Source organism: Nocardia ninae NBRC 108245 (assembly GCF_007990755.1).
Classification (GTDB): domain Bacteria; phylum Actinomycetota; class Actinomycetes; order Mycobacteriales; family Mycobacteriaceae; genus Nocardia; species Nocardia ninae.
Window position 1 is genome coordinate 82,421 of the sequence record NZ_BJXA01000001.1, and the last position, 15,884, is coordinate 98,304.

The 15,884-nt window shown below is 66.3% G+C and carries 15 protein-coding genes; 5 read left to right on the forward strand and 10 right to left on the reverse strand.

Annotated elements, in window-relative coordinates:
* The first annotated feature begins 209 nt into the window (after positions 1-209).
* From NN4_RS00395 to NN4_RS00405, 3 genes are all read left to right on the forward strand, one after another.
* The gene (locus NN4_RS00395) at positions 210-1,058 is read left to right on the forward strand and encodes an NAD-dependent epimerase/dehydratase family protein (RefSeq protein WP_147127927.1); all 849 of its coding nucleotides are present in this window, start codon (positions 210-212) and stop codon (positions 1,056-1,058) included.
* Between the two features lie 177 nt (positions 1,059-1,235).
* Positions 1,236-2,084: an alpha/beta fold hydrolase gene (locus tag NN4_RS00400; RefSeq protein WP_147127928.1), complete on the forward strand. Its 849-nt coding sequence runs from the start codon at positions 1,236-1,238 to the stop codon at positions 2,082-2,084.
* On the forward strand, positions 2,084-2,902 hold the full coding sequence (locus tag NN4_RS00405; protein ID WP_147127929.1) for an LLM class flavin-dependent oxidoreductase: 819 nt from the start codon (positions 2,084-2,086) through the stop codon (positions 2,900-2,902). Before NN4_RS00400 ends, NN4_RS00405 begins: the two co-directional genes overlap by 1 nt.
* A 45-nt stretch (positions 2,903-2,947) precedes the next feature.
* Here NN4_RS00405 and sigJ read toward each other — a convergent pair whose 3' ends face one another.
* Together sigJ and NN4_RS00415 are read right to left on the reverse strand one after the other, a co-directional pair.
* Positions 2,948-3,880, reverse strand: a complete 933-nt coding sequence (gene sigJ, locus NN4_RS00410; RefSeq protein ID WP_147127930.1) for an RNA polymerase sigma factor SigJ — start codon at positions 3,878-3,880, stop codon at positions 2,948-2,950.
* A 168-nt stretch (positions 3,881-4,048) separates the two neighbouring features.
* A complete protein-coding gene (locus NN4_RS00415; protein WP_147127931.1) occupies positions 4,049-5,284 on the reverse strand; it encodes an NAD(P)/FAD-dependent oxidoreductase in 1,236 nt (411 codons plus the stop codon).
* 282 nt (positions 5,285-5,566) lie between these two features.
* Between NN4_RS00415 and NN4_RS00420 the strand changes: the two genes are divergently transcribed.
* A complete protein-coding gene (locus NN4_RS00420) occupies positions 5,567-6,007 on the forward strand; it encodes a YybH family protein (RefSeq protein WP_147127932.1) in 441 nt (146 codons plus the stop codon).
* 213 nt (positions 6,008-6,220) lie between these two features.
* Here the strand turns inward: NN4_RS00420 and NN4_RS00425 are convergent, their stop codons facing one another.
* The 6 genes from NN4_RS00425 to NN4_RS00450 form a co-directional block, all read right to left on the reverse strand.
* Positions 6,221-6,787: a nicotinamidase gene (locus NN4_RS00425; RefSeq protein WP_147127933.1), complete on the reverse strand. Its 567-nt coding sequence runs from the start codon at positions 6,785-6,787 to the stop codon at positions 6,221-6,223.
* 241 nt (positions 6,788-7,028) lie between these two features.
* Positions 7,029-7,937, reverse strand: coding sequence for an oxidoreductase (locus tag NN4_RS00430; RefSeq protein ID WP_147127934.1), 909 nt, complete (start codon positions 7,935-7,937; stop codon positions 7,029-7,031).
* Positions 7,938-8,084: 147 nt separating this feature from the next.
* A complete protein-coding gene (locus tag NN4_RS00435; RefSeq protein ID WP_147127935.1) occupies positions 8,085-8,396 on the reverse strand; it encodes a hypothetical protein in 312 nt (103 codons plus the stop codon).
* A gap of 2 nt (positions 8,397-8,398) precedes the next feature.
* Positions 8,399-8,578, reverse strand: a complete 180-nt coding sequence (locus NN4_RS00440) for a hypothetical protein (RefSeq protein ID WP_147127936.1) — start codon at positions 8,576-8,578, stop codon at positions 8,399-8,401.
* Between the two features lie 421 nt (positions 8,579-8,999).
* Positions 9,000-9,989 carry a BtrH N-terminal domain-containing protein gene (locus NN4_RS00445; RefSeq protein ID WP_147127937.1) on the reverse strand — a complete coding sequence of 330 codons (990 nt, stop codon included), beginning with the start codon at positions 9,987-9,989 and terminating at the stop codon, positions 9,000-9,002.
* A gap of 269 nt (positions 9,990-10,258) precedes the next feature.
* Positions 10,259-11,056 carry an NAD(P)H-dependent oxidoreductase gene (locus tag NN4_RS00450; protein WP_246180625.1) on the reverse strand — a complete coding sequence of 266 codons (798 nt, stop codon included), beginning with the start codon at positions 11,054-11,056 and terminating at the stop codon, positions 10,259-10,261.
* A gap of 68 nt (positions 11,057-11,124) precedes the next feature.
* Between NN4_RS00450 and NN4_RS00455 the strand changes: the two genes are divergently transcribed.
* Positions 11,125-12,192, forward strand: coding sequence for an AraC family transcriptional regulator (locus NN4_RS00455; protein WP_147127938.1), 1,068 nt, complete (start codon positions 11,125-11,127; stop codon positions 12,190-12,192).
* Positions 12,193-12,255: 63 nt separating this feature from the next.
* Here the strand turns inward: NN4_RS00455 and ligD are convergent, their stop codons facing one another.
* Both ligD and helR read right to left on the reverse strand, forming a co-directional pair.
* Positions 12,256-13,203 carry a non-homologous end-joining DNA ligase gene (gene ligD / locus NN4_RS00460; RefSeq protein ID WP_147128189.1) on the reverse strand — a complete coding sequence of 316 codons (948 nt, stop codon included), beginning with the start codon at positions 13,201-13,203 and terminating at the stop codon, positions 12,256-12,258.
* A 73-nt stretch (positions 13,204-13,276) separates the two neighbouring features.
* Complete coding sequence (gene helR / locus NN4_RS00465; protein WP_147127939.1) at positions 13,277-15,475, reverse strand: RNA polymerase recycling motor ATPase HelR; 2,199 nt, start codon at positions 15,473-15,475, stop codon at positions 13,277-13,279.
* Positions 15,476-15,884 lie beyond the last annotated feature (409 nt).

Consider the following 15,884-nt stretch of genomic DNA (forward strand, 5'->3'; position numbering starts at 1 on the left):
CGTGTTCATGTGGGCCATCAGCTTCGACAGGGCTCGCTCGGGGTCGCTGAGGTACGCATGATCGTCGTGCGATGGCCGACACAGTGCGGAAAGCGCGACCGTGGATACGTTCGCGCGTTTCGCCGGGCGGGGAGCACGTCCTCGGTCAGGACCGTGCGCTCGATATGGTGCGGTCAGCAGGTATGACGGGGAGTGCGACCACGCGGGTAATGTCGGAGTCCGTGGAGTCGGCAGTAGTTTTGATAACTGGTTCGTCCGGTGTGGTGGGAGCTGCCGTCGCGCAGGAAATGCACGCGGCGGGTTGGCAGGTGCGCGGCTGGGATGTTCGTCCCGGCCAGTGGACCACCCATCGAGGCGATCTGCGCGACCCGCAACTTCGAGTACGCGCCGTGCACGGGGCCGAGGTTGTCGTGCACACGGCTGCGCTGCACGCTCCGCATGTCGGACGGGTCGGCGACGACGAGTTCCGTGGCGTCAACGTGGACGCCACCGCCGCGCTGCTCGAGCAGGCGTCCGAATGTGGTGTCCGGCGAATGGTTTACACCAGCAGCACCTCGGTCTACGGGCACGCACTGGTGCCCACCGATCGTGCGGTTTGGGTCGACGAAACGCTGGAACCGCGGCCGCGCGACATCTATGACGAAACCAAGCTCGGCGCGGAAGCTCTTCTCGCCGAAGGCGATCGGACGCTCACCACGGTCGTGCTGCGCATCGCCCGCTGCTTCCCGGAGGAGCCCGCTATCCGGGCTGCCCACCGGCTCTACCGCGGGGTCGACGTCCGCGATGTCGCCCGCGCCCACCGACTGGCTGCCGAACACCCTGAGGTAACCGGCGCATTCAACATCGCCGGGCCAATGATGTTCGGCCCCAACGACGCCCAGCAGTTGTGGCACGACCCGAGGCCACTGCTCGAACAACGAGCGCCCGACATCGTCACCTTGTTCCGGCAGCAAGGCTGGCCACTGCCGACCACCATCGACCGCGTCTACGACTCCGGCAAAGCTCGCCGGCAGCTCGGTTATCAGCCGGCCTACGACGCCGCGGCGCTCGTCGGCTAGCGACGTCCATGGCTCGCGATCGCCCGGCCGAACGAGTCCACCTCGGCCCGGGGCGGCCGAGCGCGATGAGATGCCGCAGTTCCACGTCGGACGTGAATTCAGGCTGGCTAGTTACCTCGCTGATCGGTCGAAAACTGGCGCTGTTGGCGAGGGACCGTGCGGTCTAGCGTTGCCTCCATGACCGATTCCCTTTCGCACGGCGAGCAACTCGTCGAGCTCAACGAGTTCGAGCTGTGCTTCGAGACCTTCGGCAACCCCGCCGACTCGGCGATCCTGCTCATCGATGGCGCGGCCGCCTCGATGCTGTGGTGGGAAACCGAACTGTGCGAACAGATCTCGCGCGGCGACCGGTTCGTGGTCCGCTACGACAACCGGGACACCGGCAGATCCACCAGCTACCCGAAGGGACGGCCGGGCTACGCATACACCGACCTGGCCGCGGACGCACTCGGTCTCCTCGACGCCCTGCACATCGAGCGCGCACACATCGTCTGCCGATCGATGTCCGGCGGCATCGGACTCATCCTCGGCGTAGACCACCCCGACCGGGTGGCGTCCCTGACGTTCGTCTCCACTTCCACCGGCGCGGAAGGACTTCCGCCGTCGTCGGAGGAGCTCAGCACTTCCGCCGACCCGGACCCCACTGATTCCCGCGCGGTAGTGGATTATGTTGTCGGCTCGGCGAAGTTGTACTCGGGCGGCTCACCCTACTTCGACGAAACCGCCACCCGAACACTGGTCGAGCGGGACGTGGCCCGCACTCGCGACATCGGCTCCACCCTCGTCAACCACTACGCGATGAGCTTCGACGGGGCGTCCCGCGATTTTGCCGCCATCGAGGCGCCGACTCTGGTGGTGCACGGCGACCACGACCCGGTTTTCCCACTCCCACACGGATATTCGCTGCGCGACACGATTCCCGGCGCGACGCTGTTGATCCTGGAAGGCGCCGGGCACGACCTACCGAAGCCGCTATGGAATGTGTTCGTCCCGGCCCTGTTGCAGCACACCAAAGGCGGTCTCTGATGACCACGTTGCAGTCGGCACTCTGGCTGCCGATATTCGATGATCTCGCCGACCCGGTCGCGGTAGCACGGCTCGCCGCCGAGGCGGAGGAGGCCGGCTGGCACGGCATGTTCGTGTGGGACCACGTGCGTTGGCGGGAGCCGGTCCGCCAGGTGGCCGACCCGTGGATCACGCTGGCCGCGATCGCCACCGCCACCGAAAACCTCCGGTTCGGCCCCATGGTCACACCCCTTGCCCGCCGCCGACCCACCAAGGTCGCCAGGGAAACCGCGACACTCGACCGCCTCAGCGGTGGCCGCCTCACCCTCGGCGTCGGCCTCGGCAGCAACCGCTTCGCCGAAGAACTATCGGCCACCGGCGAGGAACTCGACGACCGGCGCCGCGGTCGGATGCTCGACGAATCACTGCAGATCCTCACCGCCGCCTGGTCCGGCGAGCCGGTACACCATCACAGCGAGCACTACACCGTCGACGGAATCTCCTTCCTGCCCACCCCGATTCAACGCCCCGGCGTACCGGTATGGGCCGCAGGATTCCCCGGCAACCTCCGACCGCCGCGCCGCGCCGCCCGCCACGACGGCTTCTTCCCCGTCAACCTCGAACACCCCGACCAACTCGCCGACATCGCCACCACCCTCACCGCCCTCCGGCAGCACAGCACCACTCCGTTCGACATCGCCGTCCCGCTCCCGGCCAACGCCGACCCCGCGCCCTACGCCAAGGCGGGAGCCACCTGGTGGCTGGTCGAGTTCGTGCCGGACACCGTGACGCTGGACCAGGTGCGAGGGGTCCTCCGTGACGGGCCGGTCGAAGGGTGACGGCGCGATTCGGCAGTTCGCTTGCGTGGCAACACCGGCCGGCCACTATCGAATGAGCTGTGCGGTCGTCCATTGGCGGAGCTTGTCGGGATTGCGGACAGCCCAGACGCGTCGGATCCGATTGTCCGAGATATCGAACGCCACCACCGCCGTAACTGTGCCGTTCATCTGAGTCACCAGACCGGGCTGGCCGTTGACCGTGCACTCCAGGATCGTCACACCGCGTACCCGGCCTGAGACGTCAACGAGATAGCGGGCGATCTGCTCGCCACCCTCGATCGGCCGCGGCGCAGCGTTGACCTGTCCGCCGCCGTCGGCGATCGCCGTCGCGGCGGGATCGAGGAACCCGATGAGGGCGTTGATGTCCCGGGCTTCCCACGCCTGCTTGAACCCCCGGACGACCCGCGCCTGCTCGGCGGTAGGCGCCGCGGCGGGCTGCGCGGCATCGATGCGCCTGCGCGCCGAGGTGGCGAGCTGACGGCACGCCGCCGGGCTGCGGCCGACGATCTCGGCCACTTCCGCGAACGGGTAGCGGAAGACGTCGTGCAGGATGAACGCCACGCGCTCGGCCGGGGTCATCGATTCGAGCACGACCAGGAAAGCCATGGTGATCGACTCGTCGAGGGTGACCCGGTCGGCAGGGTCGGTGCCGGAGCCCTCGCTCCACTCCCCACGGTCGGGCAGCGGTTCGGGAACCCACTCGCCGACATAGCGTTCCCGCCTGACGCGCGCCGAGCCCAGCAGATCCAAGCAGATGCGCCCCGCGACCCTCGTCAACCACGCACCCGGCGAGGCAATGGCCCGCTGCTGGTCGCGAGACATGGCATACCAGCGCGCATACGTCTCCTGCACGACGTCCTCGGCATCGGCAAGCGAACCGAGGAGCCGATACGCGAGATTGATCAGCTGCCGACGCTCGCTCATGATCGCGTCCAGGCTCGGATCGAGCCGGCCATCCGGCCCCGCGTCGGTGGTCATCGTGTCGCCGATCTTCCGCTGTTGCTTCCGCTCACATCGTTACGACGAAACAGCCGCCCGGAATGTGATGTTGCCGCGGCGACCGCGCGGGAGATGGCGTGGGTGGCGGGACGTTCGCCGCCACCCACGACCAGCGGTGTGCCCGCGCAAGGCGCACGGCGACCAAGCTCACCTGGCGGCAAACGACCTCTGGTAGTCGAGATAAGCGTCGATGACGGCGGTTTCGGTGGTGTATTGATCACCGAAACGGTCGGGGCTCCAGTCGTCGGCGGGAGTCAGGTCGCTTGTTCCGTGCAGGAGCAGGTCGGTGAGGACCTTGGCGTGGCCGGGGCCGTGGGTGAACCCGGCTTCGTTGTCCCCGGTCAGGGCATAGAGGCCCTCGACGGCGGCGACCGGCCCGACCAGTGCCCGCCAATCAGGGGTGTAGCAGGGTGCGCCGTGTTTGACCATGATGCTGGATTGCCGGGCAAGGGCCGGCATCACGGTGTCGGCGCGTGCGGCCACTCGCAGCAGTTCCCGCACACCGTCGTAAGGAATCTCGTCGAACCGTTCCGGCATCGGGGTGTCCAGGAGGATGTTGCGCGGGTACGTGTCGTAAGTGCCGCCCCACAGCAAGCCGCCGTCGTGACGGCGCACCCACAACAGTGTTCCGCCCTCGGGATCCTCGGGGATCAGCCCCGAAAGGAACAGCGCGGGCAAGGTGCCGGGCAGGTCGAGGTTCTCGGTGATGATCCGTGACGTGACTTGCGGTGCGGTGGGCAGAAATATGCCGAGGGGAGCGAGCAATTCGTTGCTCCAGGCGCCCGCCGCCACCACGACGGCCGCGCAATCAATTGTCCCGGTAGCGGTTTCGACGCCGACGATACGATCGCCGCGGGTCCGCAGGGCGGTAGCCGGCCGCCGCGCGTGGACCACTAGCGGGTGACGGTGCAGCCGCTCGGCAAGGGCCGCCCCGACCTTCGGCGCGAAGACCTGCGCACCGCCTGGCTCGAACAACCCACCGGATATTCCACTGCCCTTGACCAGGCCGTGGGTCAGCGCCTCGACTTCCGCCGCGTCCAGGACAGTGGCCTGCTCGCCGTACTCCGCACCGCTGTCGCTGACTTCCTGCAAAGAGGACGCGCGGGCGTCCAGTGACAGGATCCCGTTGCGACGCAGGTCGATGTCGTGGCCGTCGGCTTGCAGCCGGGCGTAGTAGTCCAGGCTGTACCCGGTCACGGCTTGTTCTGCGGCGAACGGAGTCCAGCTTGCCAGGAATCCGGCGCCGGCTGCGCTCGTGCCCTGGAAGAGCCCGTCGCGTTCCAGCAGTCGGACCCTTCCGGCCCCGGCTTCGATCAGGTGCAAAGCCATTGTGCACCCTAGTATTCCGCCACCGATGACGACGACGTCGGAATGGTCAGACATTGTTCCTCCACAGCGAGTTCGACCGATATTTCGAACCCCGGGGCCCTGGGATGAAACCGACCCTAGCCGACTCCGGAAATTTTCGCCTATGGCAATTTTCGGGCCGAATGCCCTGCTCGCGGAGGCTATTTCGCTGGACGGCGACCGCTGGGATGGGCGTTGCGCCGCCGGCTCAGCCGCAGCGCACCTCACATTCCGGAGCGCGGCGTCGTCGGAGTAGCGGAACCACAGCAACCGTCGCCGGCGAACCGGTGCCGGTCGGAATCCCGAACAGAGGACGCGATGACTACCAACGATTCCGAACTCGCGGCGTTCTTCGCCAACCGTGCCGAGGCACAGCAGTCGAAGAACATCGATCGACTCATGGGGCACTACGACCCCGACATCGTCTACTACGACGTCGTACCCCCACTCCGGTTCGCCGGACACGATGAGGTGCGCCGTAATTTCCTACGCTGGTTCGACGGCTACGAGGGCCCCATCAGCCTGCAGACCCACGACCGCACCGTGCGGACCAGCGGCGACGTCGCCTTCGCCAACATGCTGCACCTGGACTCGGGAACCCGCAAAGGTGGGCTGCAAGCGTCGATTTGGGTCCGCGAGACCGTGTGCCTGCATCGGTCCAACGGCGCCTGGCTGATCACCCACGAACACATCTCGATTCCGATCAACCCGGAGAACATGCAAGTCTGGCTCGCCACGGAGAAGGACCAACCTGCCTGACGAAGCCGCAGACCGGATCGGGATACCCGAGCCGGTCGACGGAAGCTGACCCGACCGCGCCATCGCCGCGTTCTTCCACGAAACCGGCCTCCCAACCCAAATACGCTGTTGGACAGTCGATCAGGGGGAACTGATGCCACTCGCTTCTCGGCCGATGCCAGCCTCAATTCCTCCTGATCGTCCGACCAACAGGGCGACACGAAGTGCCATCGGTCAGCCTGCGGTTTTTGTGTCGATTTTCACGCCTGCTACCTGGAGTTCGTCCAGTGCCCGTTCGATGCTGCCGGGGGACACGCCTGCGGACAGGTTCACCAGCACTCGGGTGTTGAAACCGGCGGTGCGGGCATCCATGGCGGTGGCGCGAACGCAATGGTCGGTGGCGATGCCGCAGACGTCGACGGTGTCGATGTCGTTGGCGCGCAACCAGTCCGCGAGAGCTGTTCCGTCCTTGGTGGCGCCCTGGAAGCCGGAGTAAGCGGCGGCGTAGGCGCCTTTGAAGAAGACCTCATCGATCGGCGCGGTGTCCAGGTTCGGGTGGAAGTCGGCGCCGGGGGTGTCGACCCGGCAGTGCGGCGGCCACGTGTCGACGAAATCGGGAGTGTCGGAGAAATGGGCACCCGGGTCGATGTGATAGTCGCGGGTGGCGGTGATCGCGGCATAGTGACTGTCCCGCAGATACCGGCTGATTCGTTCGGCCAGCGCGGCGCCGCCCGTGACAGCCACCGTCCCGCCCTCGCAGAAGTCGTTCTGTACGTCGACGATGATCAGAGCTTTGCCCATGACGCCTCCACAAGATCGGTCCCGCAACGTTTTTCAACCAGCGCTTATTGTAGATTGCTATCACCAGTGCGGACCGGCGAACGCACAATCGGCTCGTCTGCCCCGCACCTCCGCCACGCTCCCGGAGCCGCTTGCATGGTCGGCGGTCATGCAACTCCGACGAGGTCGACTTCGCCGTCGCGCAGCGACGACCGCGAAACCTTGTGGAACGGAACGCGGATCGATGAATGATCGTGCTGAGTTATTGTTCGGCTCGATGTACGGCGTCGAGCCGGGTCAAATCGTCTGGCGTGAGCGATAGTCCGGCCGCAGCTACGTTGTCCATCAGGTGGTCCGGGTCACCTGTGCCGGGGATGAGCAGCACATGCGGACCGCGGTGCAATGCCCATGCCAGGCGAATCTGCGCTGGTGTGGCGTCGTGAGCGCGGGCGATCGCACCGACTTCCGGGTGTTCGCCGGCCGTAGCGCCCGCTTCCCGACCCGCACCGGCGATGGTGAAGAACGGCACGAACGCGATTCCCTGCGCACCGCAAGCGTCGACGAATTCGTCCTGGTCGCCGCGGTGGCGCAGCCCGTAAGGGTTCTGTACGCACACCACCGGGGCGATCGCCTGCGCTTCGGCCAGATCCGCGGGCGTGGCATTCGAGACCCCGAGGTGACGGATCAGCCCGGCCTCGCGCAACTCGGCCAGCACACCGAAATGCTCGGCAATCGAATCTTGGCCGGACCGGCGCAGATACACCAGGTCGAGATGGTCACGGCCGAGTTGGCGCAGATTTTCCTCGACCTCACCGCGGAGTTGCCCCGGCGTGGCCGGCTCCAGCCAATGCCCGGACCGATCGCGGCGTGGCCCGACTTTCGCGGCGATGAGCAGCTCATCCGGGTACGGAGCCAGTGCGTGATTGATCAGCTCGTTCGCAGAACGCAACCGGGAAAAGTAGAACGCGGCAGTATCAATGTGATTCACCCCGAGCTCGACCGCTCGACGCAACACCCGAACAGCCTCACCCCGATCGCGCGGCACTGCGTCCGCTGCGAACGCCTGACCGTACTGCGGAAGCCGCATCGCGCCCAGCCCGATCCGATTGACCGTCGAATCGCCGAGCTTCCACGATCCACCAGCCGCCGCGTCTACCCTCCCCGAAACCATGAAAGTCAGTCTGCCACACGGCAAACCACAATTCCGCAGCCGCCGAGCGCCCCGGAGCACCAGTTCTCCTGTTCAGCCAGTGCGCGATCAGCGGCGTGCGCGGATGTGCGGCACCGCTGGCGGTCGTGCCCGCCAGGCGCTGAATGATCAGCGTTTGAAGTGGCGCCAGTCGCTGCAAGTGTCCCTCAGGAAATCCGAATTGCAGATCCGCATCCAGGCGGTGTCGGTTCGGATGGCTTGGTAGTCCCAGACGACCTTGCTCCAGTGCTTGTCCTTGTCGACCGGGTTGCGGAACTCGACCGCCGAGTACCCCTCCACCGACACCTCGAGGTAGATCTCCTGGTCGTTGTCGTCCGTGTCGTCCACTTCGACGTGGAACACGAACCCGCCGTGGTTCTCGTCCGCCGGGGCGAAATAGACATTGCCCGACACGGATCCGAGGCCGTACCCGGTCGACATTTTCAGGTCTCGGCGAGCTGCCGGATCTGCGGGTCCAGCGTCGGCCACCGAGGGGGCCCAGCGGTTTTGCCGTCCGGGGGCGACCCATGGTCATCCGGCTGGGCCTGGGTCAGTGGTGCTGTCACCATGAGCGCGCACAGCGCCGTCACCGTTAATGCGGTCTTGCTTGTCGCGTTGATCATTGTTTCGACCTCCTCGATGCGCTCGGACACAACGCAGGGAACCCCCCGATCGCCACCCCGAAATCGTCGTAACCCGAGCGGCATGCGTTCGCTTGTACCTGTTCGGGTGGCGGGATTCCTCGAATCCCAGGCTTGCAGGGCCTGCGCGCCGCGGCCAGCCACTGAAGTTCACGCCATCGATTCGGTGCGGTGGGCGTTGCTTGGTGATGCCTCACGCCCGCCAGAATTTTACGTATCGGTCGGTATTCATGTACGGATGGGAACCTCAGCAGACGGCATGCGATGCCCCGGTTAATGAAAGTTATTTCGTATCCACCGATTCTGATCCCGGAGAGCGAAGCTCGAAAAGACCCGAAAATCTTCGCCGCTGCGGATCGGCAGGTGTCGCTGGACCACAAACTATCCGGGGTCACATCCGCTACTACAGTTCACTGCCCAGTTGGCTCAGTGCCTGCATGGCTTCACGCTCGATCCGGGAAAGATCGCTGAGGATGCTGCCTGCTTGGGCGAGGAATTGAGCATCTCCTGACTCACCTGCTTGCGCGATCAGTGCGGCGACTTGCGTCCAACCGGCCGCTGCCTCGGTGTACAGCCGGTGGCCGGTGTGCAGGTGAGGGCTATCAAGGGTCTGGGAGCATTCGGCGAGGAAGTCGCGGTAGAAGTTGCGGAAGAGGGCGCCCCCGGTGCCTGCCTGCTCCATCAAGCGTGCGGCCTGCGGTAGATCGCGCTGCGGGTCGTCGGTCCGCTCGAACCAGTTGGGTACCAGCTTGGCCGCCTTTTCGATACCGCGGTGTCCGAGGTTGGCGATGGGCGGGTTGAGGAAGGCGTCGGCGCAGGCGGTGATGGCGGGAACGATCTGGCTCTGCGGGGAGGGCGGGTGCGGCGCGGCGGTGAGAGTGAAGGATCGATGCTTGGCGGTCATCGGACCGCGCGCGGCCCTGGCCTGAGCGAGGCTGGTCAACTTGGTGGACACCGTTCCGCCTTGCTGGTCGGTGTCCACCAGGAATGCGTCATGGTCGTCGTAGCCGTACATGGCGACGACGTGACCGCCGAAGTGCACCTTCGACGTGAAGTAATCCAGGTAGTAGCTGTCGAGCTGCAGGCCGACAGGATGGCCCGCGCCGAGGAGGTCGACCACGTTCTCCCACGCCTTGCGAGGGGAGGCGGTCTCCTGGACCAGGAGCTCCAGCCCGAGCCTGGTGGCCAGGTTTCTGGTGAGTTCGAACGGCTTGGCCCGTCCACCGAGGAAGGGGAAGCCCATGCTCTTACTGTCCCAGTAGATGAACGACAGTCCGGAACCGAGACCGAACATCATCGGCTCGGACAGCTCGAGCCCATGCTGCCCCAGCAGCACGCCCAAAGCTGTTGTCTCGCAATGCCGCATACCGCGGGCATCTATGTCGATCATCATGGTTGTGCGACACCTTCCTGGGCAGCAATCATCAACTCTTCTCGCGGCCTGGTTGCTTGCCCACCGATAGAGGTCTGGCCTCCGGGCACCTGCGGGCCACAGCCAACACAACGAACCAGCGCTGCCACCATGTTGGACTCTCCCGTGGCGGGAGAGTCCAACGCTATGTCGATCGGACGTCTGCCCGTCTCGAGAAGGTCTGGCACTACCTGGCGGAATTCGGTTCGGCCGCCGTTCGGATCGGTGCGCGGGATCAGGGCGTGTGCAGCCTAGGCGGCAACGTGACTCGCGGCGATCAGTGCGTCGACGAAGCCCTCGGCTTTCGCGTCGAAGGCGGCGTAGTGGGCGGTCCGCGCGTCCCCGGCGATCGCCTCGCCGATCACGAGATTGCCTTCGGCGTCGAGACTTTGGGGCTGCTCCTCGGCATCGGGAAGCAGGCCGACCCGCGAGTCCGCGAAACCGCTGTAGTAGGCCAAGCCGTCGTTGAGCTGGGCTTCCAGTAGCTGCTGCATGCCGGGGATGATCGCGTCATCGGCTGTCGCGCCGGCCAATCCGAGCCACAGGATGCGCTTGCCTGCCAGGCGCGGCTTGCTGCGGCCGTAGGCGAAACCGTAGTTCCACACGGCATCGATCCAGCCTTTGAGCAGGGCGGGAACGCTCTGCCAGTAGACCGGGAACACCACGACCACGACCTCGGCGGCCAGCAGGCGCCGCATGTGCGCCTCGGCGGTGGGGGAGTAGACCTTGTCGCGATTGCCCCACTCGGGTTGGTCTGCGACGGTCATCCGTGGGTCGAAGTTCTCGGCCTGCAGATCGAGGAAATCGACTGTGTACCCGGCGGCGGAGAGGCGGCCGACGGCGCGGTCGGCGATATGAGCGGACAGCGAGTCGGAGCGGTGGTGGCCGAGGACCACGAGCGCGGTGGCGCCCGGTGTGGAGGTGCCGGTGGTGCTCGATCCGGTGGTGGTCAGTTCGGCGATGCGAGTCGTGGTGGCGGCGGACTGGGTCACGGTGCGTTCTCCTATTGGATCGGGGTGCGGGCTGTCCGGCCCGTTCGCTTCAGTCAACCGTGGAACGTGTGGACGATCTATGGGTGATCATCTCCTGTCGATAGGAATTCGTCTACGTTGGTGGGGTGGACCCGTTGAGTTCGTTGCTGAGCGGCATTCGTGCCGAAGGATCGGTCGTAGCCCATGCCGTGCTGCGCCCGCCGTGGACGATTCGCTTCGCCGACCGTGCGCCCCTGATCATGGTGACGGTGCTGCGTGGCGACGGCACGCTGGTGCTCGCTGATGGATCACACACGAGTCTGGTCGCCGGTGACACCGCGCTCGTGCAGGCGGGTGAACCCTTTCACCTCGCCGACGCGCCCGACGCGCTCGACCGTCCGCACGAGCGTTACGAGCTGTCCTGCTTCGTGCCGGACGGATTCGGTCCCGCCGATATCAGTTGCGCGACACCAGAATTGATAGTCACCCCATCCACAACCGGTGTGCCGGGCGAGACTTCGCTGCTGGTCGGCGCCTACCGGGCATCGGGGCGACGCCACGAACGGCTGTTGCGAGCGCTGCCGCAGGTGATGGTGATCAACGAAGACCCTGAAATGTGCTTGTGGCTGGAACAATCCGCCGCCGACGCAGTCCGGTTCAGCGCGGGCTCACAGGCGCTGATGGACCGGCTGCTGGACTGGGCACTGGTCTGCACGCTGCGCTCCTGGCTCGCCGAACAGCAGCAGTGCGCGCCCGCCTGGTACCGGGGGATGGCCGACCCGATCGTCGGCCCGGCGCTCACCGCCATCCACGACCGGCCGTTCCACCGCTGGACCGTGGCGAGCCTGGCCGCCGAGGCGGCGGTCTCGCGCGCACTGTTCGCTCGGCGCTTCACCGAAGTGATGGGCGAGCCGCCACTGGCCTACCTCACCGAATGGCGCATGGCCGAGGCCGAAGAACTGCTCGCCGACCCCGCTCGCAGCGTCGCCCAGGTGGCGACCACGGTCGGCTACTCCGACAGCTTCGGCTTCAGCGCGGCCTTCAAACGGCTCCGCGGGACGAGTCCCACCGAGTTCCGGGCAGCGCTGGTGCGGGCCGCACCCCACGACGAGTCGTCGTCCGGGTGGGTCTCGCGGATCACGACCGCATCGAACCACTCCACGCGCTCACGCCGCACGAGTGCGACGAGGACAGGGGGCTCGGTCTCGCGCTGACCAATCGGATACCCCCTCGAGATTCCAGTACCGGCGATGCCGCGTGAGGAACCCGGGTGGATATCAACCGAGATCCGGCGTTTTGGCTTCGTGCGGCGCCTTATCCGTACGCAGACCACGCCAACTCGGGTGGCGGAGTCCTTCAGCGCTGGCCTCGCGGTATTCGATATCGGCCACGAGTTCGGGTTCGACCCAATGCGCCGAGGAGGAGACGGAGCGTGGGGGTGGGATGTCGAAAGGGGTGTCGGGGCGGGTGATTTCGTTGAGGCGGAACTGGAGGACCTTGCGGTCTCGCATCGTCCAGCCGGTGCCGACGTTGCCGATGTGCACCAGGCGGCCCACGTCGTCGTAGGCGCCCATCACGATGGAGCCGAAGATGCCGGAGTAGCGCCCGTTGCCGGGGAGCCAACCGGCGATGACGACCTCGGTGGTTTTGCGTAGCGGGGTTTTGATCCAGGCGGGGGAGCGGCGGCCGGGCTGATAACTGGAGTCGAGGCGTTTGGAGATGATGCCCTCCAGTCCGTGGTCCCTGGCGACCTCGAGCATGGTGGCCGAACTGACGTCGACGTAGTAGGGCGGGGTGCGAGTGAGCGGTAGGTCGATCGCCAAATCGTCTAGTCGGGCGCGTCTTTCGGCATAGGGGAGCGCCATGATCGACTCTCCGTTGACGCCGAGCAAATCGAAAACGAGGTATTGCACGGGCACTTCACGCAAGAGTTCGGCGGTGGGGCGCACCACGTGCATCCGGCGCTGTAGTCGACGGAAAGACGGCACACCGGTGCCCGGCTCGGGTGCCACGATCTCGCCGTCGACCAGCACGTCCATGCCATCGAGCAGACCGGTAAAAGCAGTGGTCAACTCGGGAAAAGAACCACTGATATCGCGGTTGTTCCGACTGTAGAGCCGGCACTGCCCACCGTTCCATCGACCGAGCGCGCGAATGCCGTCCCACTTCATCTCGATCGCCCACAGGCCGGTGTCTGCCGGTGGCCGCCCGGAGACGGCCAGCATCGGCGCCGGCGCTGATTGCACAAGATCAGCATATATCCAGCAATCAATATGTATGGGACGGTCGCGCCAATAACTACTGTGGTCGGCTCCCGACCGGGGCGGGTGTCCCGGTGTCGGCGAGTCCGGTCAGGGCCTGCGGCAGTTCTCCCTGGTGCAGCACGCCGAGGCGTTGGGTGGCGCGGGTCAACGCGACGTAGAGCTCGGCCGCACCGCGTGGTCCGTCGGCGAGAATGCGTTCCGGTTCCACGACCAGCACGGCATCGAACTCCAACCCCTTCGTCGCTGACGCCGCCACCGCGCCGGGCACGTCCGGCGGCCCGATCACCACGCTGGTACCTTCGCGGTCGGCCTCCTCGCGGACGAATTCCTCGATGGCAGTCGACAATTCGTCAGCGCTCACCCGCTTGGCCCACGGCTGGACTCCGCACGCGCGCACCGACTCCGGCGGCTGCACATCGGGTGCGAACTCGGCGAGTACCGCGGCGGCGACGGCCATGATCTCCGCAGGGGTGCGGTAGTTCACGGTCATCGACCGGTAGATCCACCGGCCGGGCACATACGGCTGCAACATCGCGTCCCACGAGGTGGCGCCCGCAGCCGACCGGCGTTGGGCCAGATCGCCGACCACCGTGAATGATTTGCCCGGGCACCGTCGCATCAGCACCCGCCAATCCATCTCGGACAGCTCCTGCGCCTCGTCGACGACGACGTGGCGGTAGGTCCAATCCCGATCCGCGGCAGCGCGTTCGGCGAGCTCGCGGGTGTCGCGCTCGAGGAAACGATCCGCCAGGTCCTCGGCGTAGAGCAGGTCCTGGGCGAACAGGTGGTCCTCGTCGTCCATCATGTCTTCGCGGCCGACCATCAAGTCCAGCACGCCTGCGGCATACTGCGCCTGCTCCTTGCGTTCCCGCTCGGCGGTCTGGTCGACGGGCTTGTCGCGGCCGAGCAGATCGACCAGTTCGTCGAGCAGCGGCACGTCCGAGACCGTCCAGGCGGTGCCGTCGGTCCGCAACAGGGCTTCGTCGCCGCCCGCCGCGCGTAGTCGTTCGGCGGATGTATAGAGCTCGGCCAGTAGCGTTTCCGGTGTCAGAATCGGCCACAATTCGTCGAGTGCGGCGGTGAACGCGTCGTTGTCCGCGAGCTCCGCGATCAGGTCTTCCCGCAGTTGCTCCCACGCTTCGGTGTCCGAGCGGGTCAGCCAGCCCTTGCCGATCCGGGCGATCGCTCGTTCGGTGAGCGCCCAGGTCAGGATCTCCTGGAACACCTCGCGTGCCTCGTTGTGTGGACGCCCGCTCGCGCGCGCCTCTTCTCTGGCCCACCCGGCGACCTCGGCGTCGATCCGCGCCGTGACGTCAGCCAACTCGATGATCCGGGGCTCATCGGGTAGTCGCTGGCGATCTGCAACCGCGGCGGCGAGCACGTCGAGGATCTTCAGTGAACCCTTGAGGCGAGCCGCCTGCGGCGTGTCCTCTGCGGTGACGCGCAGGCCGGGAACGAGGTCGCCGGTGGTGGTGAACACCACGTTGGTTTCGCCCAGCGACGGCAGCACGCGGCTGATGTGGTTCAGGAACGCCGGATTGGGTCCGACAACCAGCACGCCCTGACGTTCCATCCGCTCACGCTGGGTGTAGAGGAGGTACGCGACGCGATGCAGCGCCACCACGGTCTTCCCCGTGCCCGGCCCACCCTCGATCACCAGCACACCGGGATGGTCGAGCCGGATGATCTCGTCCTGTTCGGCCTGGATCGTCGCCACGATGTCGTTCATCCCGTCACCGCGCGGCGCGTTTACCGCCGCGAGCAACGCCGCATCCCCGCGCTCGCCCCCGTCCGGACGGCCCAGCACCTCATCGGTGAAATCGACCAGCCGACGGCCGCGGGTGTGGAACTGGCGGCGGCGACGCATGTTCTCCGGTGTCGCGGCGGTAGCCACATAGAACGGACGCGCCGCCGGCGCCCGCCAATCGAGCAGCAACGGCTCGAACTCGTTCGCCTCATCGAACAGACCGATCCGGCCGATATAGGACCGCTCACCCGTGAGCGTGTCCAATCGACCGAAACACAGCCCGTTGTCCGCCACGTCCAACCGCATCACTTCCTTGGCCAGCGCGCGCACCTCGAAATCCCGCTCCATCGGGGTACCGTCGTTCCCGCGCAACGCCGCCGCGTACCTGCCCTTCACCCGGGCGCGCTCGGCGTCGAGCCGCGTGTAGAGCCCGGCCACATACCCGCGCTCGGACTGCAATTCGTCGTCGTACCCCTTGGTTGGCATGTGCCCCTTCACTGTTTGTTCTGTTACGACCGTCTCGCGTGTGCTCATGCGGACACCGGCGACCCTTGCGGGGCCGGCCGCAGCAGCGTCGCGGCTGCCGCCTCGGTGCGAAGCGCGGCCGACGCAGCCGTCACTCGGGCGTGACCTCGCAGCTGCACTCCCGCCCCGACATCGCCCCGCGACCCATACGTCGCCCACCACACATGCACCCAACATCTCCATTTCCCCAGGGGTCTGACCTAGGCGAGCAATTGTGCGGCATCACCCCGGTCTTGCCGCAAGCCCCCCTGTGCGCTATACATTGAGAGTGGGAAGGAGTACATCCTTTCCATTTTTCTTGTCCGGAGTAGACGGACCTCCTCGCGACGCCGTATGGACGGTTCCTCCTGTCCGCAACTGGCTGCGCACT